The organism is Erythrobacter alti (genome assembly GCF_037996805.1).
Lineage (GTDB): Bacteria > Pseudomonadota > Alphaproteobacteria > Sphingomonadales > Sphingomonadaceae > Alteraurantiacibacter > Alteraurantiacibacter alti.
The window spans coordinates 551,723-568,551 of the sequence record NZ_JBBNAX010000001.1 but is presented as its reverse complement, the minus strand read 5'-3'; the positions used below and the strand labels follow the sequence as shown (position 1 = coordinate 568,551).

15 protein-coding genes and 1 tRNA gene are annotated in these 16,829 nt (G+C 62.8%); all 16 read left to right on the top strand.

The window, feature by feature from the left end; all coding sequences use genetic code 11:
* The 16 genes from murB to AAC850_RS02720 all read left to right on the top strand — a co-directional run bounded on the left by murB (position 1) and on the right by AAC850_RS02720 (position 16,805).
* Positions 1-957, top strand: coding sequence for a UDP-N-acetylmuramate dehydrogenase (gene murB / locus AAC850_RS02795; protein WP_422723168.1), 957 nt, complete (start codon positions 1-3; stop codon positions 955-957).
* Positions 958-960: 3 nt separating this feature from the next.
* On the top strand, positions 961-1,920 hold the full coding sequence (locus AAC850_RS02790; RefSeq protein WP_340587085.1) for a D-alanine--D-alanine ligase: 960 nt from the start codon (positions 961-963) through the stop codon (positions 1,918-1,920).
* Positions 1,920-2,831 (top strand): cell division protein FtsQ/DivIB, encoded by a 912-nt coding sequence (locus tag AAC850_RS02785; protein WP_340587084.1) that lies wholly within the window; start codon positions 1,920-1,922, stop codon positions 2,829-2,831. The genes AAC850_RS02790 and AAC850_RS02785 overlap by 1 nt, the downstream gene beginning before the upstream one ends.
* Positions 2,831-4,126 carry a cell division protein FtsA gene (ftsA, locus tag AAC850_RS02780; RefSeq protein WP_340587083.1) on the top strand — a complete coding sequence of 432 codons (1,296 nt, stop codon included), beginning with the start codon at positions 2,831-2,833 and terminating at the stop codon, positions 4,124-4,126. The genes AAC850_RS02785 and ftsA overlap by 1 nt, the downstream gene beginning before the upstream one ends.
* A 119-nt stretch (positions 4,127-4,245) precedes the next feature.
* Complete coding sequence (ftsZ, locus tag AAC850_RS02775; protein ID WP_340587082.1) at positions 4,246-5,964, top strand: cell division protein FtsZ; 1,719 nt, start codon at positions 4,246-4,248, stop codon at positions 5,962-5,964.
* A 71-nt stretch (positions 5,965-6,035) separates the two neighbouring features.
* Positions 6,036-7,649: a tetratricopeptide repeat protein gene (locus tag AAC850_RS02770; RefSeq protein WP_340587081.1), complete on the top strand. Its 1,614-nt coding sequence runs from the start codon at positions 6,036-6,038 to the stop codon at positions 7,647-7,649.
* Positions 7,650-7,796: 147 nt separating this feature from the next.
* Positions 7,797-8,303 carry a type III secretion system chaperone family protein gene (locus tag AAC850_RS02765; RefSeq protein WP_340587080.1) on the top strand — a complete coding sequence of 169 codons (507 nt, stop codon included), beginning with the start codon at positions 7,797-7,799 and terminating at the stop codon, positions 8,301-8,303.
* 10 nt (positions 8,304-8,313) lie between these two features.
* Positions 8,314-9,114: a pyrroline-5-carboxylate reductase family protein gene (locus AAC850_RS02760; protein ID WP_340587079.1), complete on the top strand. Its 801-nt coding sequence runs from the start codon at positions 8,314-8,316 to the stop codon at positions 9,112-9,114.
* Between the two features lie 129 nt (positions 9,115-9,243).
* The gene (locus AAC850_RS02755; protein WP_340587078.1) at positions 9,244-10,023 is read left to right on the top strand and encodes a Bax inhibitor-1/YccA family protein; all 780 of its coding nucleotides are present in this window, start codon (positions 9,244-9,246) and stop codon (positions 10,021-10,023) included.
* Between the two features lie 161 nt (positions 10,024-10,184).
* Positions 10,185-11,132 (top strand): hypothetical protein, encoded by a 948-nt coding sequence (locus AAC850_RS02750; RefSeq protein WP_340587077.1) that lies wholly within the window; start codon positions 10,185-10,187, stop codon positions 11,130-11,132.
* Positions 11,133-11,225: 93 nt separating this feature from the next.
* Positions 11,226-11,301, top strand: a tRNA-Ala gene (locus AAC850_RS02745).
* 233 nt (positions 11,302-11,534) lie between these two features.
* On the top strand, positions 11,535-12,599 hold the full coding sequence (gene obgE, locus AAC850_RS02740) for a GTPase ObgE (RefSeq protein ID WP_340587076.1): 1,065 nt from the start codon (positions 11,535-11,537) through the stop codon (positions 12,597-12,599).
* A gap of 72 nt (positions 12,600-12,671) precedes the next feature.
* Positions 12,672-13,805, top strand: a complete 1,134-nt coding sequence (gene proB, locus AAC850_RS02735) for a glutamate 5-kinase (RefSeq protein ID WP_340587075.1) — start codon at positions 12,672-12,674, stop codon at positions 13,803-13,805.
* A gap of 13 nt (positions 13,806-13,818) precedes the next feature.
* On the top strand, positions 13,819-14,727 hold the full coding sequence (locus AAC850_RS02730; RefSeq protein ID WP_340587074.1) for an NAD-dependent epimerase/dehydratase family protein: 909 nt from the start codon (positions 13,819-13,821) through the stop codon (positions 14,725-14,727).
* Positions 14,728-14,835: 108 nt separating this feature from the next.
* On the top strand, positions 14,836-15,516 hold the full coding sequence (locus AAC850_RS02725) for a hypothetical protein (protein ID WP_340587073.1): 681 nt from the start codon (positions 14,836-14,838) through the stop codon (positions 15,514-15,516).
* Between the two features lie 101 nt (positions 15,517-15,617).
* Positions 15,618-16,805, top strand: a complete 1,188-nt coding sequence (locus tag AAC850_RS02720; RefSeq protein ID WP_340587072.1) for a cupin domain-containing protein — start codon at positions 15,618-15,620, stop codon at positions 16,803-16,805.
* Positions 16,806-16,829 lie beyond the last annotated feature (24 nt).

Here is a 16,829-nt window from a genome sequence, read left to right as displayed (position 1 = left end):
ATGATTCAACCCAATGACCAGATGCACGCACAACCAGCACCCGGCTCTCACGAAGAGCCAGTCGGTGGCGGAAGCGTGCCAACGGGCGTGCGCGGCGACCTGAAGAAGGATGCGCCGCTGGCCAAGCTCGTCTGGTTCAAGAGCGGCGGCGCTGCCGACTGGCTGTTCGAGCCGGCTGACCTTGAAGACCTGACCACATTCCTGTCCGGCCTCGAGCCCGGCACGCCGGTGATGGCTCTCGGCCTCGGCTCCAACCTCATCATTCGCGATGGCGGCGTACCCGGCGTGGTGGTGCGGCTGGGCAAGCCTTTTTCCAGTGTCGAGGTGAAGCGCGAGCACGTGGTCGAATGCGGTGGCGGCGCGCCGGGCATACTCGTCGCCTCCAAGGCGCGCGATGCGGGTATTGCGGGAATGGAGTTCCTGCGCGGCATACCCGGAACTGTCGGCGGATTCGTGCGCATGAATGGCGGTGCATATGGCCGCGAAGTTGCCGATATCCTTGTCGATTGCGACGTCGTGATGCCCGATGGCAATTGCGTGACCATTCCCGTGTCCGACCTCGATTATAGCTACCGCCATTCGCGCCTGACCGAAGGTGCCATAGTTGTCGCCGCCCGCTTCAAGGGCGAACCGGGCGATCCCGAGGCGATCGGCGCGGAAATGGACCGGATCGCCGAAGAACGCGAGAATTCGCAGCCGCTGCGCACCAAGACCGGTGGATCGACTTTCAAGAACCCCGAAGGGCGGAAAGCCTGGCAGCTTGTCGACGAGGCAGGCTGTCGCGGCCTCAGCATGGGCGGAGCGCAAGTGAGCGAGAAACACACCAATTTCCTGATAAACAAGGACGAAGCAACCAGTTCCGATATCGAAGGGCTGGGCGAAGAAGTACGCCGCCGCGTTGCCGAAAAGACCGGCGTTGCGCTCGAATGGGAAATCAAGCGGGTAGGGCGTCCGTAAGTTATGGCACGACTGTCTCCCCTCCACATCCTCGTCCTGATGGGCGGCTGGGCCAATGAACGTGAAGTCTCGCTCATGTCGGGCAAGGGCGTGGCCGATGCGCTGGAAAGTGCCGGGCACCGTGTCACAAGGCTCGACATGGACCGCGACGTAGCGGCGCGCATTGCCAAAGCTTCTCCTGATGTGGTGTTCAACGCGCTGCACGGCGTTCCGGGAGAGGACGGCACGGTGCAGGGAATGCTCGACCTGATGGGCGTGCCCTATACCCATTCCGGCCTCGCGACCTCGGTCGTCGCGATCGACAAGGAACTGACCAAGCAGGCGCTGGTACCGCAGGGTGTGCCGATGCCGGGTGGCCGCGTGGTCAGGAGCGCGGAACTTTTCGAAGGCGATCCGATCGCGCGCCCCTATGTGCTCAAGCCGGTCAACGAAGGATCGTCGGTTGGCGTAGCCATCGTCACCGATGACAGCAATTGCGGCAATCCGATTGCTCGCGATGCCAAGGGGCCATGGCAGGATTTCGAAAGCCTGCTCGCCGAACCCTATATCCGCGGGCGCGAATTGACCTCGGCGGTGATCGACACGGCCAATGGCGTGAAGGCGCTTGGCGTTACCGAACTGATCATCGACAGCGGCTTCTATGATTTCGAGCACAAATATACCGAGGGACGCACCACTCACGTCTTTCCCGCCGACATTCCGGACAACATTGCCGCTCTCTGCCTGCGCTATGCACAGCAGGCGCACCGCGCACTGGGTTGCCACGGCACCAGCCGCACCGATTTCCGGTGGGATGACGAGCGCGGCGAGGGTGGCCTCTTCGTGCTCGAGACCAACACCCAACCGGGAATGACGCCGCTCAGCCTCGTGCCCGAACAAGCGCGCCATTGCGGTATCGATTATCCGACGCTGTGCGAAATGATCGTCGAAGACGCGCTGCGCCGCGCCGGGAAGCTGTCCTGATGGCGCGCAAGGTCACCCGCAATACCAAGGGCGTGCGGCGACAGGCGCGCGCGCAAGGCACCAGCCGCAAGGTCCGCAGTGCGCGCAACAAGGGGCACTCGTTCATCTGGCGAATGCTCGGCATGTTGCCCTTCACCGAAGAGCAATTGCACAAGACATTTACCGTGCTGATTCTGGCAGGTGGCCTCGGCTTCGTTCTGTTCCTCGCTCACATCTCGGGCGCATCGGCAGTCGTGTCCGACCGCTTCGCTCATGTTGCCTCCAACGCCGGATACAAGGTCGCCCATGTCGAAGTGAACGGCACCCAGCGCATGAATGAGATGAGCGTCTACGAACGCGCCTTCGGCCAGCAGGATCTGGCCATGACGCGGGTCGATCTCGATGGACTGCGTGACCAGTTGCTGGCGCTGCCATGGGTGCGCGACGCGCGCGTATCGCGCCAGCTTCCCGCGACGCTGGTGGTCGATATCATCGAACGCGAACCCCACGCCGTGCTGCGACGGCCCGACCGGCTGATGCTGATTGACCCTACAGGTGTCGAACTGGAGCCTATCAACCGGGAAGCGTCGGCGGAATATCTGCTGATCGAAGGGCCGGGCGCACAGGACCAGGTCGAGGAACTGACCACGCTGCTTGATGCAGCGCCAGCCTTGCAGGCACAGGTCAAGGGTGCCGAATGGGTTGGCAACCGGCGCTGGAACCTGACTTTCGTCACCGACCAGCGCCTTGCCCTGCCCGAGGGTGAGGAGCGCGCAGCAGCGGCGCTCATCAGTTTTGCGCAGGCCGACGGGGTCAACCGATTGATCGGCGGGGAAGCAGCAAGTTTCGACCTGCGCAATGCTCCGCGAATGTACATGCACGTGCCGGGGCGGGCCGAGGCACAGGAATTGGCAATGGGGGAAGAGAGCTGATGTCGAGTGGGCAGCGCGTCACGCGCGTCTTTGGGGCAGTCAATATCGGATCGTTCCGCGTCTCGGCGATGATCGCCGCGCTGATGGAGAACGGCGAGATGCAAGTGCTCGGCAGCGGACACCGCGCCAGTCAGGGCATTTCGCGCGGCTATGTCGTTGATATGGCAGCGGCGACCTATGCCGCACGCGATGCGCTCGACCGGGCGGAAAAGCTCGCGGGAACCAGCGTTGAAAGCGTGTGGATCGGCTGTTCGGGCGCAGGTCTGGCGAGCGAGATACGCCCCGTCGAAATTCCCATCGGGGGTCGGCGCATCGAAGACGAGGATATCGAGGCGCTGCTGCTGTCGGCGCGCGATGCAATCTCGCCCGATGGCCGCAGCGTCCTGCACGCCCAGCCCGCCTGCTATTTCCTCGATGGCGCGCATGGTGTGGCCAACCCCAAGGGGCTTCACGCAGAACGGCTCGGCGTCGATATCCACGTAATGATGGCCGATGGCGCGCCCATCCGGAATGTCACCGAAGCGGTGCAGAACGCGCATTTCGATGTCGAAGGCGTGGTCGCATCTCCGCTGGCGACCGGATACGCCTGTCTTACCGCCGAGGAGCGCGACCTGGGCGTCGCCATGGTCGAATTCGGCGGCGAAGTGACCAATGTGTCGGTCTATGCCGGGGGGATGCTGGTCGGATTGACAGCCATTCCGCGTGGATCAAACGATATTACCGATGCCATCGCCAGCGCATTCTCGATCCGCCGCTTTCAGGCAGAACGCCTGAAATGCGTCAATGGCTCGGCCATCGCCAGCCCCACCGATCATCGCGAAATGATCCCTGTAACCGCTCCCGGCGAAGAAGGCCGCGGCCCGGTGGCGCGCGGTGCGGATGATCGCAACCAAGTGCCGCGTGCGGAGCTGATCGGCGTGATTACGGGCGAGCTGGATATACTGATGCGCGACATTGGAAAATCGCTTGAAGCCATGGGCTTTGCCGGCGGCAAGCCGGGATCGACCGCGCGCCAGCTGGTGATTACCGGTGGCGGCGCGGAACTCGCCGGTCTGGCGGACTATACACAAAGCACGCTGGGTGTGCCGGTGCGGATTGGTCGCCCGGTTGCGCTGAAGGGGCTGCCCGAAGCGCATTCGGCGCCCGGATTTGCTACGCTGGCCGGACTTGTCCTCTACGCCGCAGAAGATCCGATAGACATCCGCTCGGTCGGGTCGCGCTACACCAGCGCGACCTCTTTCGGGCCGGTGGAGACGGTTATGCGCGTGTGGAGCGCGATGAAGGAATATTTCTAGCGCCTTGTAAAATCGATGGCGCAATTGTGGATAGTGTCGGAATTTCGTTCACGTGCTGATTCGCTTTGTGGCACAGTGATTTTCGAAGAGTTTTACCTGCTTCCCGAGGGAACAATATAATGAGCATCAATATCGGCCCGCCTTCTGTTGAAGAACTTCGTCCGCGCATCACCGTGATCGGTGTCGGCGGAGCGGGCGGCAACGCCATCGCCAACATGATGGAGGCGGAAATCGAAGGTGTCGATTTCATCGTCGCCAACACCGATGCGCAGGCGCTGAATATCGCGACTGCCGAACATCGCATCCAGCTCGGGCCGGATATCACGCAGGGCCTCGGCGCGGGATCGCGTCCCGAAGTGGGCCGCGCGGCGGCGGAAGAAACGACTGAGGAAATCGAACGTGCGCTGGACGGCGTGAACATGGTGTTCATCGCGGCTGGCATGGGCGGCGGCACCGGTACCGGCGCGGCTCCCGTGATCGCCAAGGTGGCGCGCGACAAGGGTATCCTAACCGTAGGCGTTGTGACCAAGCCGTTCCTGTTCGAAGGCACGCGCCGGATGCGCAGCGCCGAAAGCGGAATCGAGGAACTGCAAAAGAACGTCGATACGCTGATCGTCATTCCCAACCAGAACCTGTTCCTCGTTGCCAAGGCCGACACGACTTTCAAGGAAGCCTTCCTGCTGGCCGATGAAGTGTTGCAGCAAGGTGTCCGCTCGATCACCGACCTGATGGTGATGCCGGGCCTCATCAACCTCGACTTTGCCGACGTGCGTTCGGTCATGGGCGAAATGGGCAAGGCCATGATGGGTACGGGCGAGGGTGAGGGCGACAACCGCGCACTCGAAGCCGCCGAACGTGCCATCGCCAACCCGCTGCTCGACGGCGTGTCGATGCAGGGTGCCAAGGGCGTGATCATCTCGATCATCGGCGGCGAGGACATGAAGCTTCTCGAAGTGGACGAGGCGGCAAACCATATCCGCGAGCTGGTCGATTCCGAGGCCAACATCATTTGGGGCAGTGCATTCAACCCCGATCTCGACGGGAAAATCCGTGTCAGCGTTGTCGCGACCGGCATCGAACAGAGCGCCGAACAGCTTGAGCAGGCATCGCGCCCTGTCAGCCTGAGCGGGGCCAGGGGCCCTTCGCGTCCGTCGATTCCCATTCCCTCCGACGATGACCACAGCGATGAGGTCGAGGAAGAAGCGCTCGACCTTGGCGCAATGGAAGAGGCGAACGACGAGACCGAGTTCGCGGCAGAGGACACTGCGGAACATATTCCCGACCCTGCCGACGATGAAGGCTTCGGCATGGATGACCACGGGTACACTTCGGGCGAAGATGCTGCGTCGGAAGCCGAAGAGCCGGAAGATGACACGTTCGACCTGACCTCTGCGGCTGAAGAACCGGCCGCGGAACCCGAAACCGCGGATTTCTCCGATCAGGAAGACCTCGCCGGTGAGGACGATGGACTGTCCAGTAACGAGATGCTGCTCAAGGCTGCCGAGGAGTACGACGACCAGGATGAAACGCCAACGGGCGGTCGCCGTGCGCGGATGCTGGGTGCTGCAGCAGCGGCGCAGGAAGACGGTGCCGCTGGAGGCGATGGCGAGCAGGATAGTGCAGCGGGTGACGATGCTGCCAAGGACGAAGCGCCATCCAAGCCCTTCGCGACATCCGCTCCGCCTGCAGCCGGGGCCGGATCGGGCACGACCTTGTTCGAGCGGATGGCCAATCTATCGCGCCAGAACAAGGGCGAGGATGATCACGACGAGGATGACGATGACGATGGCAGCGCCATGCGTATTCCGCGCTTCCTCGGTCGCCAGAACAACCAGTAGATCGCAGCTCATAAACTGCCGGGCGAAAACGTTATCACCCGGTTCAGCGAACAGCCTATAGGACGCGGCCTATGAAACCGGCCCGCCATCTTCGTCGCCTGATCGTGTCCAGCGCCCTGTGCTCTGTGGCGCTTGCATCTGCTGGCCATCTACAGGCCGCGGTGGCGCAGGAAGTCGTGCAGGCGCTGCCCAATCCGGCCAGCAATGAACTGTCCGATGCGCTGCGTCGCCTGTCGCAAAGCCCCAACAATGTAACCGCGCTGCTCGATGCCGGTGATGCGTCGCTGGCACTGGGTGACGTGGACGGGGCGCTCGGCTTCTACAACCGCGCGCAGGCACGCCGGCCCGACGATCGCCGCGTGCTGCTTGGCCTTGCCATGGTCGCGGTGCGACGCGGTGAAGGCCTGACAGCTGTGCAATTGTTCGACAATGCCAATGCTGCAGGCGCTTCAATGTCGCCTGTCGCGGCAGAGCGTGGTCTGGCCTATGACCTGATCGGCAACAATGCCCGCGCCCAGCGCCTGTATCGGCAATCCCTCTCGCGCGAAGCGAGCGACGAGGTGATCCGCCGTCTGGCGCTGTCCTACGCGATTTCCGGTGATGCTGCCGCGTCGGAAGCGACCTTGCTGCCATTACTTCAGCGACAGGACCGCAGCGCCTACCGCAGCCGGGCTTTCGCTCTTGCCATATTGGGCCGCGATAACGAGGCGATCACGATTGCCGAGACAATGCTGCCCCCGCGCCTTTCGGGGCGGCTTGCGCCCTATTTGCGCTATATGCCGCGCCTGACCCGCGCACAGCAGGCTGCCGCTGCCAATCTCGGACGTTTCCCGGCGGCATCGCAGATCGGCCAGGATTCGCCGCAGATTGCTGCTCTGGCCAATGAAGATGCGACGCCTGCCAGCTCGCCTGCTTCGCGCGGCGACCGGCTGACCCCTCGCGGTGAAGCGCTTGGTCCGGCGCAGCAACCCGCCGCTAACCCGCAAGCGTCGACTCCAGCGGCGCGCACCAGCAGCGGTGAGCTTCCCGCGGTGACGACACAGGAAGTGGCAACGCGGCCCGCTCCGCAATCGGTCGAGCAGCCACCAGCCCCGCCACCACGCGAACGCTCTCCGGTCGTCGTCGCGACACTGGGCGATGAGGCAAACTTCCCGCCAGCCGAGGAGGCGCGCCCGTCGTTCTCCGTCTCGGAGGCGGTGGTCCAATCGACGCCGACACCTGCGCCCGCATCGCAACCAGCACAGGCACAGCAAGCTGCAAGCCAGCTCGACCTTGCCGAAGCCTTTGCCGATTTCTCCTTACCGGGTGAAAATCTGCCCGTCAGGCCGAGCGCGGGCGCGGTGGATGTCACCGCGATCCAACCGGCGCGCGCTCCCGCACCGCAACCCGAACCTGCGCCGCCGCCTCCGCCGGCGCACCCCAGCCGGCACTGGGTACAGGTTGCGACCGGCCAGGACATCGGCGCGTTCCGCTTCGACTGGCGGCGGATCGTGCGCAATGCGAACGGCCTGCTCGATGGGCGCGATGCTTTCACGGCGACGTGGAACCAGACCAACCGGCTGGTCACGGGGCCGTTCGATTCGCGCAGCGCAGCCAACCAGTTTGTCACCGAATTGGGCGAGGCCGGTATCGATTCATTCCGTTTCACCAGCGCCGATGGTGAAGAGGTAGCTCCGCTCGATTGACGGGCCCTCCTCGGGCCGAGGCGATTTGTGCACATCTTGTAAACAAGCCAGTCGAGTTTTGCCCGACCGTTTGGGCCACTTCGTTTGCGTGAAACATGCCTGCCAACGCATTAAGCGTGTCATGACTTGCAAAGCTGCCTGCCCCCGATGAACACCGAACGCGTGACCCTGGAACCGACCGAGGATGCCGCTCCTGTGGAGATGCTCACCGCGCTTTTCGAAGCGCATGGCTGGAGCCATGAGCAGGTCTCCGAAGACGAGGTTACTGTAGAGATTCCAGGGAGTTGGACGACTTACCAGCTTCGCGCCATCTGGCGGCGTGAAGATCACGTCCTGCAAATGCTGTGCCTGCCGGAAATCCGCGTCGGGGACGAAAAGCGCGGCGTCGCCTACGAATTGCTGGCGATGATCAACGAACAGCTCTGGCTTGGCCATTTCGATATCTGGTCGCAGGGCGGAATGCTGCTCTATCGCCACGGCTTGATGCTGGGCGATGACGGGATGCTGAGCATCGACATGGCGCAGCACGCGATCGAATCCGCCGTGGCCGAATGCGACCGTTTCTATCCGGCGTTTCAGTTTCTGCTGTGGGGCGACAAGGGGCCTCGTGAAGCGCTTGACGCGGCACTGGTGGATGCCGTCGGAGAAGCCTAAACGGCCCTCCATGACATACGAATCAATATTGATCGTCGGTTGCGGCAACATGGCCGGTGCCATGCTCGAAGGCTGGCTGGCTGCCGGACTGCCGCGAGAGCGGTTCAGCGTCCTTACCCCCACGCGCGAAATCGTGCCCGGCGATGTCGAACTTCTGCGCGAAGTTCCCGAAGGCCGGAACTTTGATGTCGTGCTGCTGGGTTTCAAACCGCACATGCTCGCCGATATCGCTCCAACCCTGCAAGGCCTGTGCGGCGCGCAGACGGCGGTGCTTTCGGTGCTGGCCGGTGTCCAACTCGATACACTGCGTGAACGCTTCCCCGATGCAGGGGCAGTCGTGCGAGTGATGCCCAACCTCGCCTGCGCGCTCGGAAAATCACCGGTCGCGCTGGCCGAAGAGGGGTTGAACGAAGCGGGGCGCGAGGAGCTGTTCGGGTTCATCGATCATCTCGGTACGCCTGCATGGGTGGGCGAGGACAAGTTCGACCTCGTTACCGCGCTTGCTGGCAGCGGACCTGCCTTCGTCTACCGTTTCATCGACTCCCTGGGCGCAGCTGCGGTGCGGCTTGGCTTGCCCGAGGACCAGGCGCGCGAGCTCGCCATCGCGATGACCGAAGGTGCAGCTTCGCTCGCAGCCAGTTCAGATGACCCGCCGGGCAGGCTGGCGGACAAGGTTGCCAGTCCGGGTGGGGTGACGCGCAAGGGCATGGATGTGCTCGACGATGGCGAGGCGCTGACACGATTGATGACTGATACATTGCGTGCAGCACGCGATCGCAGCGTGGAAATGGCCCGCGAAGCGCGCGATTGAGCGGTTTGCACGGTTAACGGCGTGATCACCGGAAAACCCCCGGTTTAGCTTGAAAAACACGCGCAAAATGCCGATATTGCCCCTGAACCGGTCCGTAAGTGGCGACCGGGCATAGGAGTTTGAGAAAACATGGCAGACTGGAACGACCAACGCACCCGCCAGGACGGCCTCGGTGCGACGCCGAGCCAGACGGGCGATCTCGCTGGCCGCACGAGCTTTGATGCAGGCCTGCGCAAGCACATGCTCTCCATTTACAACTACATGGCTTCGGGCATCTTGCTGACGGGTATCGTCGCGCTGCTGACCGCTCAGAGCGGGTTGGCCATTACCTTCATGCAGGGCGGCCTCCTGATGTGGATCGTAGCGCTCTCGCCGCTCGCCGTCGTATTTGCGATGAGCTTCGGGCGCGACAAGTTCTCCACCACCACGCTGCAGGCGATGTTCTGGGGCTTCGCGGTCCTGATGGGCCTCTCGCTCTCGACCATCTTCCTCGTCTACACCGGCGGTTCGATCGCGGCGACATTCTTCGCCACCGCGGGCGCTTTCGCCGGTTTGAGCCTGTTCGGCTACACTACGCAGAAGGATCTCAGCGGTTGGGGCAGCTTCCTGATCATGGGCGTGATCGGCCTGATCATCGCCAGTGTGATCAACATGTTCCTGCAGTCTGAAGCCCTGATGTGGGCAGTCAGCTTCATCGGCGTGCTCGTGTTCGCGGGCCTCACGGCTTACGACACCCAGCGCCTGAAGACCGAGTATCTCACGATCCAGCAGATCAAGATGACCAACCCCACGGCGGCTGCGGCCTTCCCGATGGGCAAGATGGTCGTGATGGGCGCACTGTCGCTCTACCTCGACTTCATCAACATGTTCCTCTTCCTGCTGCGTTTCATGGGCGCCAGCCGCGAATAGGAAAGAGCCTGCGGCCCCGTTGGTCGCACGCAGGATTCGTTTGAACGTGCCCGGGGTGCATATCTGCGCTCCGGGCATTTTCTTTGTTCCGGCACCGCGTTAGTCAGCTTGGCTTAACGCGCTGCGGGGAATTATCTCCGGCGAGAGGAATGCAAACAATAATGACTGCTTCATCGAAGACTACGCCGCCGGTCACAATCAAGACGATTGCAACGCGCTCAATCGTGGCCACCATGGCAACCGCTCTTCTCGCAGGCTGCGTTACGCCGCCTCCGCCACCGCCTCCTCCGCCACCGCCTCCTCCGCCGCCGGTCGTCGAGGCCGTGCCATACCGGCCGCTTCCCCCGCCGCAGGCCGCGTACCAGATGACCATTCCGGCGAAGGACGCCTTCGGCACGCGGCAGACGATCAATACGCTGCTGCCACAGGACGAAGCCGTGTGGCACTTCCGCTCAGGCTGGAATGTCGCCGCGCTCAATTGCACGCGGGACGTTCACCAGCCGATCCTCGATGCCTATGCCTCCATGTTGCAGCAGCAGGCCACACTGCTACGCGGCGTGAACGACCGGGTCGAAGCGCAATTCCGCGCGCAGCAAGGCACCCGCCGCGAGGCGCTGCTGGCGCGTGAGACGCACTCGACCGAATTGTATAATTACTTCGCTTCGCCCCCGGCGCGTCGTGAGTTCTGCAACACGGCTCTGGTGGTCGCAAATGAGTATCTGACGACGCCACCTGCCGATTTCACGACTTTCGCCGTCACCGGTCTGCAACGCTACGAAATGGCGTTTGAAAGGTTTTTCACGGCATACGAGCAGTACCAGACCGCTTCCGCCGATTGGGATGCCCGCTACGGAGCGCGCTATGGCGCGTCACAGCCGGGTTGGGTGGCCATTTATGGCAACCGCGCCCAGCAGCAGGCAGCGGGCGTCGCGACGACCGGTCTCTTCCCGCAGGATCCTGTTTCCGTGCCCGACACCGATACGGGCGCTGCGATCCCCGTCGTGCCGATCGACGATACCAGCTCGAGCACGCCCGTGGTGCAGCCCCTGCCGGGCGAGAATGTGGTCGTGCCGCCACCTGCGACAGGCGACACAGTGCAGGAAAGCTGACGCGAGGCGCGGCCAGGCTTTTTTCAGACTTCCAAGCGGACAAGTGAGTCGGTATTCTGTCCGCTGTCGCCACGCGTGGATGGACACCGGGGCGGGGCCGTAGCTCAGTTGGGAGAGCGCGTCGTTCGCAATGACGAGGTCAGCGGTTCGATTCCGCTCGGCTCCACCAGTTGATGGTCGTTTTTTCGAAAGCGCTTCCGCGCTTGCGAGCCTCCGCCCATGTTCCACAGCTAGCAAGCGATGCTGCGCTGGAATCGAGCGCGATCGCGTCCGACTTAGGCCGACTGGCCGCCCGCAGCGGGCGCAGCTTGCCTGCGCATCTAGCGAGGACGCTTCCACGGATGTGGAAGCGAAATGCAAAAATTTCTGATTTTCACACGCGATTCCGTTTAAGGCCCCCCAATGCATTTCCTAGATCAAGCCAAGATATTCCTGAAATCCGGTCCCGGCGGCCCCGGAGCGGTGAGCTTCCGGCGGGAGAAATATATCGAATACGGCGGACCCGATGGCGGCAATGGCGGCAAGGGCGGCGATGTCGTGCTGGTTGCCGTGCCGGGCCTCAATACGCTCATCGACTTCCGCTACGCGCAGCACTTCAAGGCCAAGCGCGGCGGGCACGGCATGGGCCGTGATCGTTATGGGGCAGGGGCCAAGGACCTCGTGATCGAGGTGCCCGTCGGTACGCAGGTCCTGTCGGAAGACAAGGAAGAGGTGCTGATCGACTTCACCCATGAAGGGCAGCGCGAAGTGCTGCTGCAGGGCGGCATGGGCGGCCGTGGCAATGCCAGCTACAAAAGCTCCACCAATCGCGCCCCGCGCCAGCACCAGCCGGGCGAACCGGGTGAGGAAATGTGGGTCTGGCTGCGGCTCAAGCTGCTCGCCGATGTTGGCCTTGTCGGCCTGCCCAATGCAGGCAAATCGACCTTCATCAACGCGGTTTCGAATGCCCGCGCCAAGGTTGGCGATTATGCCTTCACGACGCTCATTCCCAAGCTGGGCGTGGTCCACCACAAGGGCCGCGAATTTGTGCTGGCGGATATTCCGGGCCTGATCGAGGGCGCGGCAGAAGGCGCGGGTATCGGTGACCGGTTCCTTGGCCATATCGAACGGTGCCGCGTGCTGATCCACCTGATCGACATCAACGGGGAAGACCCGGTCGAAGCGATGCGCGTGGTTGAAGGCGAGCTGGAAGCCTATGGCGAGGCGCTGGAAGATAAGCCGCGCCTCATCGCGCTCAACAAGATGGACCTTGCCGACAACGAACTGGGCGAGGCATTCGCCGAGGAACTCAAGGCTGCAGGCGCGGATGAAGTGTACGCTGTTTCAGGAGCCACCGGCGCCGGGATCGAAGCACTGATGGATGCCGTGCTGGGCCATCTTCCCGAATGCACCATGACCGAGCAACCCTCTGCCCAAATCGACGACGATGGCGTGGTCGAGGATGGCAAGCCGTGGTCGCCGATCTGATAGTAATTGTTGCCGGCCACCGTGATGACGACGGTGGCCGCGCGCCCTGCGATCCTCTAACAAGCCCGCAATATGCCTATCCAGACCCTCCTCGACTTCCGCGATCCTGAAATCTGTACCCGACTGGTCATCAAGATCGGCAGTGCGCTGCTGGTCGATAACAGCGGGCAGGTCGAGGTCGAGTGGCTGCGCGGCATCGTCAACGAGATCTGGACAGCGCGCGAAATGGGTATCGAAGTGGTGGTGGTCAGCTCCGGCTCGATCGCCATCGGTGCGAAGAAGCTCGAATTCGAGAAGGGTGGTCGACGTTCGCTGGCAGAGGCGCAGGCTTCCGCTTCGGTCGGGCAGATCGAATTGGCTTCGGTCTGGTCGCGGTTGCTGGCCGAACGCCAGCTGGTCGCGGCGCAGATGCTTCTGACGCTCGACGATTTTGAGAGCCGCAAGCGCTATCTCAACATCTCTGCCACGTTCCGTCGTTTGCTGCGGAGCGGAGTGGTGCCGGTGGTCAACGAAAACGACACGATTGCCACCGGCGAGATCCGCTTTGGTGACAATGACCGGCTGGCCGCGCGCGTGGCGCAGGCCTGCAATGCCGATGGCGTGATCCTGCTGACCGACGTCGATGGCCTGTATGACCGCCATCCCAGCCATCCCGATGCCGAGCGGTTGAACGAGGTCGACGGCGTGACAGACGAAATTCACGCCATGGCGGATACCGGGTCCGGCTCCGGCCTGGGTTCGGGCGGGATGACCGCCAAGCTGCTCGCCGCCGAAATTGCCGAACGTGCCGGTATTGCGCTCGCGATTGTCGATGGCCGACCTGAAATGCCGCTTGCCCGCGCGATGGCTGCGCAGACCGGAACCTTGTTCCTGCCGCAACGCGAGGAAAGCGGCAAACGCGCATGGATCGGCGGGCGAATGCGCTTCAACGGCTCGATTACGGTGGACGATGGCTGCGTGAGCGCCCTGCGCGACAGCAAGAGCGTGCTGGCGGCCGGAATCACGAAGGTCGACGGTGACTTCGTGCGCGGCGACATCATCCAGGTACTCGATGTGGCAGGGCGCGAAGTCGCCAAGGGCCTGGTCGAATATGACGCCGACGATGTCGAGGCGATCATGGGGCGGCAAAGCGCCGAGCTTGAGCCGATCCTGGGCCATTCGCCGCGCTCTGCCGTCATCCACCGCGATCACCTGGTGTTGATGTGACAGGCGCGTCCGCGTGACACTGGCGCTCACCGGCGCCACCGGTTTCGTCGGTCAGGCGGTGCTCGATGAAGCTGCCCGGCGCGGGATTGCGATACGCGCGCTGACTCGCAAGGCGCAGGAACCGCGCCAAGGGGTCGAATGGATTGCCGGGGACCTGACGGACAATGATGCCTTGTTGCAGCTTGCACAGGGCAGCGATGCTGTCCTCCACATTGCCGGTGTCGTGAATGCGCCCGATGCGACGGGGTTTACCCAAGGCAATGTCACCGGCACCAAGAACGTGGTCGAGGCGGCGCGTCAGGCTGGCGTGCCACGGTTCGTGCTGGTTTCCTCGCTGGCGGCGCGCGAACCGACGCTTTCCGAATACGGCCATTCAAAGCGGCTGGCAGAAGAGGTGGTGCAGGTCAGCGGCCTGGATTGGACGATAGCGCGGCCTCCAGCCGTCTACGGACCGCGTGATGGCGAAATGTTCGAACTGTTTCGCGCGGCCCGCTGGCGCTTTGTGCCCATGCCGCCACCCGGACGCACCTCGATCATCCACGTCGATGATCTGGCGCGTTTGCTGCTCGACCTGGTCGAATCATCACCATTGGTCGCAGAGCGGATCTTCGAGCCCGATGATGGCAGGGCGGGAGGCTGGACCCACAAGGAACTCGCACGGGCGATCGGGAAGGCCGTCGGCAGGAATGTCTGGGCACCCAGCCTGCCGCGCAAATTGCTCTTGGGCGCAGCGCGCATTGATCGCTTCCTGCGCGGAGACAAGGCCAAGCTGACGCCGGACCGGGCACGCTACATGTCGCATCCCGATTGGGTGTCAGAACCCGAAAGGCAGGTGCCGCCCGCGCTCTGGCGGCCAGCAATCGAGACGTATCAAGGACTTAGCACCACTGCGCAATGGTATCGAACAGCCGGCTGGATGTGACCGTTCTGGAAATATCCGTGCCCCTTACTTGCCATTAAGTTTTCGATTGTTAGGGTATCCCCAGGGCTTTTCGGACAAAGTTGTTCGAGAAGGGACAAGGGGGATTTTATGGCGAAGAAAGCACGGCCGGTTTCGCGGCGATCGTTTGTCGGCCTCATTACCGGCGCGGCCGCAGCGACTGTGGTTAGCTCTCCGGTAGCTGGGCAACAGCGCAGCTATACTGATGGTGATGTTGGCGCTGGCGCTGATCCGGTTGGCGGGGGGCGCTCTGGTGTTACCGACAGCGATTCCGGTTCTTATGCAGATCCGGCCGGCAACGGTCGTAGTGGCCGCTCCGGCCTGACGGACAGCGATTCTGGTGGAAGTGCCGACCCCGCTGGCAATGGGCGTGGAAGCCGGTCTGGCCTCACCGATAGCGATTCCGGCGGCAATGCCGATCCTGCAGGCAATGGTCGCGGCAGCCGCTCGGGGCTTACGGACAGCGACACCGGCGGTAATGCAGACCCCGCAGGCAACGGTCGAGGCCGTCAATCGGGCCTCACCGACAGCGATTCCGGTGGCAATGCTGATCCCGCTGGCAATGGCCGTGGCAGTTCTGGCACAACGGATTCTGACACCGGCTCCAACCGCGATTGCGGCGGGCGCGGACGTGGAACCCCCACAGGCGCCACTGATAGTGATTCCGGCGGCAACGCCGATCGGAGCGGCTATGGTCGCACAGGCCGTTCCGATTCCGATCCCACTGATAGTGCAGGCTACGGGCGTGGACGGGGATCCTGCGCCAGCTGATCGTGTAGAGAGAGATCAAAGTTTGGGACGGGAACCGGGGGGCGGTTTTCCGTCCCTTTCCTTTTAGATGTTGTTAGACAAGCGCAATGACGGGACCATCCATGCCCACCGCAGCACTCGAACAATTGATCGCGCCGCTCACCCCGGAAGAATTCTTCGGCCGATATTACGAGCGCCAGTTCTATCGCAGCCCGGTCAAGCATCCAGAGATCGAGGGATTGCTCAGCCTCGACCGTATCGATGAAATCATTTCGGACAGCGAATTGCCCGCCAGCGCCATCAACTTGGCGAAATCGGGTCAGGGCATCCCGCAGGATGAATATGTCTTTGCCAACAATGTGGTCGATCGCGGCGCGGTGCTCGACAACTATCGCAATGGCGCGACGATCATCCTGCCGCAGCTCCATTTCGCAGATGGCAAGCTTTACAGCTTCTGCCTCGGGCTGGAGCGCGCATTCGGCGCGCGGATACAAACCAATGTCTACCTCACTCCGCCGGACGCACATGGTTTTGGCGTGCATTACGACAATCACGATGTCTTCGTCATCCAGATTGCAGGCGCGAAGGAATGGGAAATCTACGGCGACCGCGACGGCCTGCCGTTCCGCGGTGAGGGTTTCCGCAAGGGCGTGGACGAGACCGGCGAGCTGAAAGAGAAATTCGTGCTGGAAGCGGGCGAGTGCCTCTACGTGCCGCGCGGCACCGCGCATCGGGCGCCCAATCACGGCGACGAGCCGAGCCTGCACATCACCGTGGGCATACTCGTGCAGACCTGGGCCGAATTTATGCTGGAGGCTGTGGCAGAGGCGAGCCTGCGCATCCCGGCGATGCGCAACTCGCTTCCGCGCAACCTGTTTTTCGAACGCGAGAGTGCGCTTGCTGATCACGCCGAGATGTTCCGCCACCTGTCCAAAGAGATCGCCTCAAAGGCTGATTTCGAAGCGACGCTGAACGTCTTTTCCGGCAATTTCGTGCGCGCACAGGGGCCGCGTTTGCGCGGAGCCTTGCTGGCCCTGGCCGACGGAATCCGCGCGGACGACAATCTGCGCGTGCGCGATCATATCCTCTACAGTTTCGAGACTACCCCCACGCCCGATGGCGAGGGGCAGGAATTGCAGATCGTGCTCGCCGGCGCCAGCATCCCGCTTTCGGACGAGCTGGGCGCGCAATTGCAGGAACGGCTGCTCGCCAGCACACTCGCCAAGAACGAATTTACCGTCAGTGACGTTGAAGAACTGGATGACGTGATCGGCACATTGGTCGCCTATGGTCTCTTGATACGCGAATAACGCAATTCAAATTCGCAGACTGTA

Coding starts and splice junctions, on each gene's coding strand:
- AAC850_RS02760 (WP_340587079.1), top strand. CDS start 8,314: ATGACATACGAATCAATATTGATCGTCGGTTGCGGCAACATGGCCGGT.
- AAC850_RS02755 (WP_340587078.1), top strand. CDS start 9,244: ATGGCAGACTGGAACGACCAACGCACCCGCCAGGACGGCCTCGGTGCG.
- AAC850_RS02785 (WP_340587084.1), top strand. CDS start 1,920: ATGGCGCGCAAGGTCACCCGCAATACCAAGGGCGTGCGGCGACAGGCG.
- ftsZ (WP_340587082.1), top strand. CDS start 4,246: ATGAGCATCAATATCGGCCCGCCTTCTGTTGAAGAACTTCGTCCGCGC.
- ftsA (WP_340587083.1), top strand. CDS start 2,831: ATGTCGAGTGGGCAGCGCGTCACGCGCGTCTTTGGGGCAGTCAATATC.
- AAC850_RS02725 (WP_340587073.1), top strand. CDS start 14,836: ATGGCGAAGAAAGCACGGCCGGTTTCGCGGCGATCGTTTGTCGGCCTC.
- AAC850_RS02790 (WP_340587085.1), top strand. CDS start 961: ATGGCACGACTGTCTCCCCTCCACATCCTCGTCCTGATGGGCGGCTGG.
- AAC850_RS02770 (WP_340587081.1), top strand. CDS start 6,036: ATGAAACCGGCCCGCCATCTTCGTCGCCTGATCGTGTCCAGCGCCCTG.
- obgE (WP_340587076.1), top strand. CDS start 11,535: ATGCATTTCCTAGATCAAGCCAAGATATTCCTGAAATCCGGTCCCGGC.
- proB (WP_340587075.1), top strand. CDS start 12,672: ATGCCTATCCAGACCCTCCTCGACTTCCGCGATCCTGAAATCTGTACC.
- AAC850_RS02750 (WP_340587077.1), top strand. CDS start 10,185: ATGACTGCTTCATCGAAGACTACGCCGCCGGTCACAATCAAGACGATT.
- AAC850_RS02720 (WP_340587072.1), top strand. CDS start 15,618: ATGCCCACCGCAGCACTCGAACAATTGATCGCGCCGCTCACCCCGGAA.
- AAC850_RS02765 (WP_340587080.1), top strand. CDS start 7,797: ATGAACACCGAACGCGTGACCCTGGAACCGACCGAGGATGCCGCTCCT.
- murB (WP_422723168.1), top strand. CDS start 1: ATGATTCAACCCAATGACCAGATGCACGCACAACCAGCACCCGGCTCT.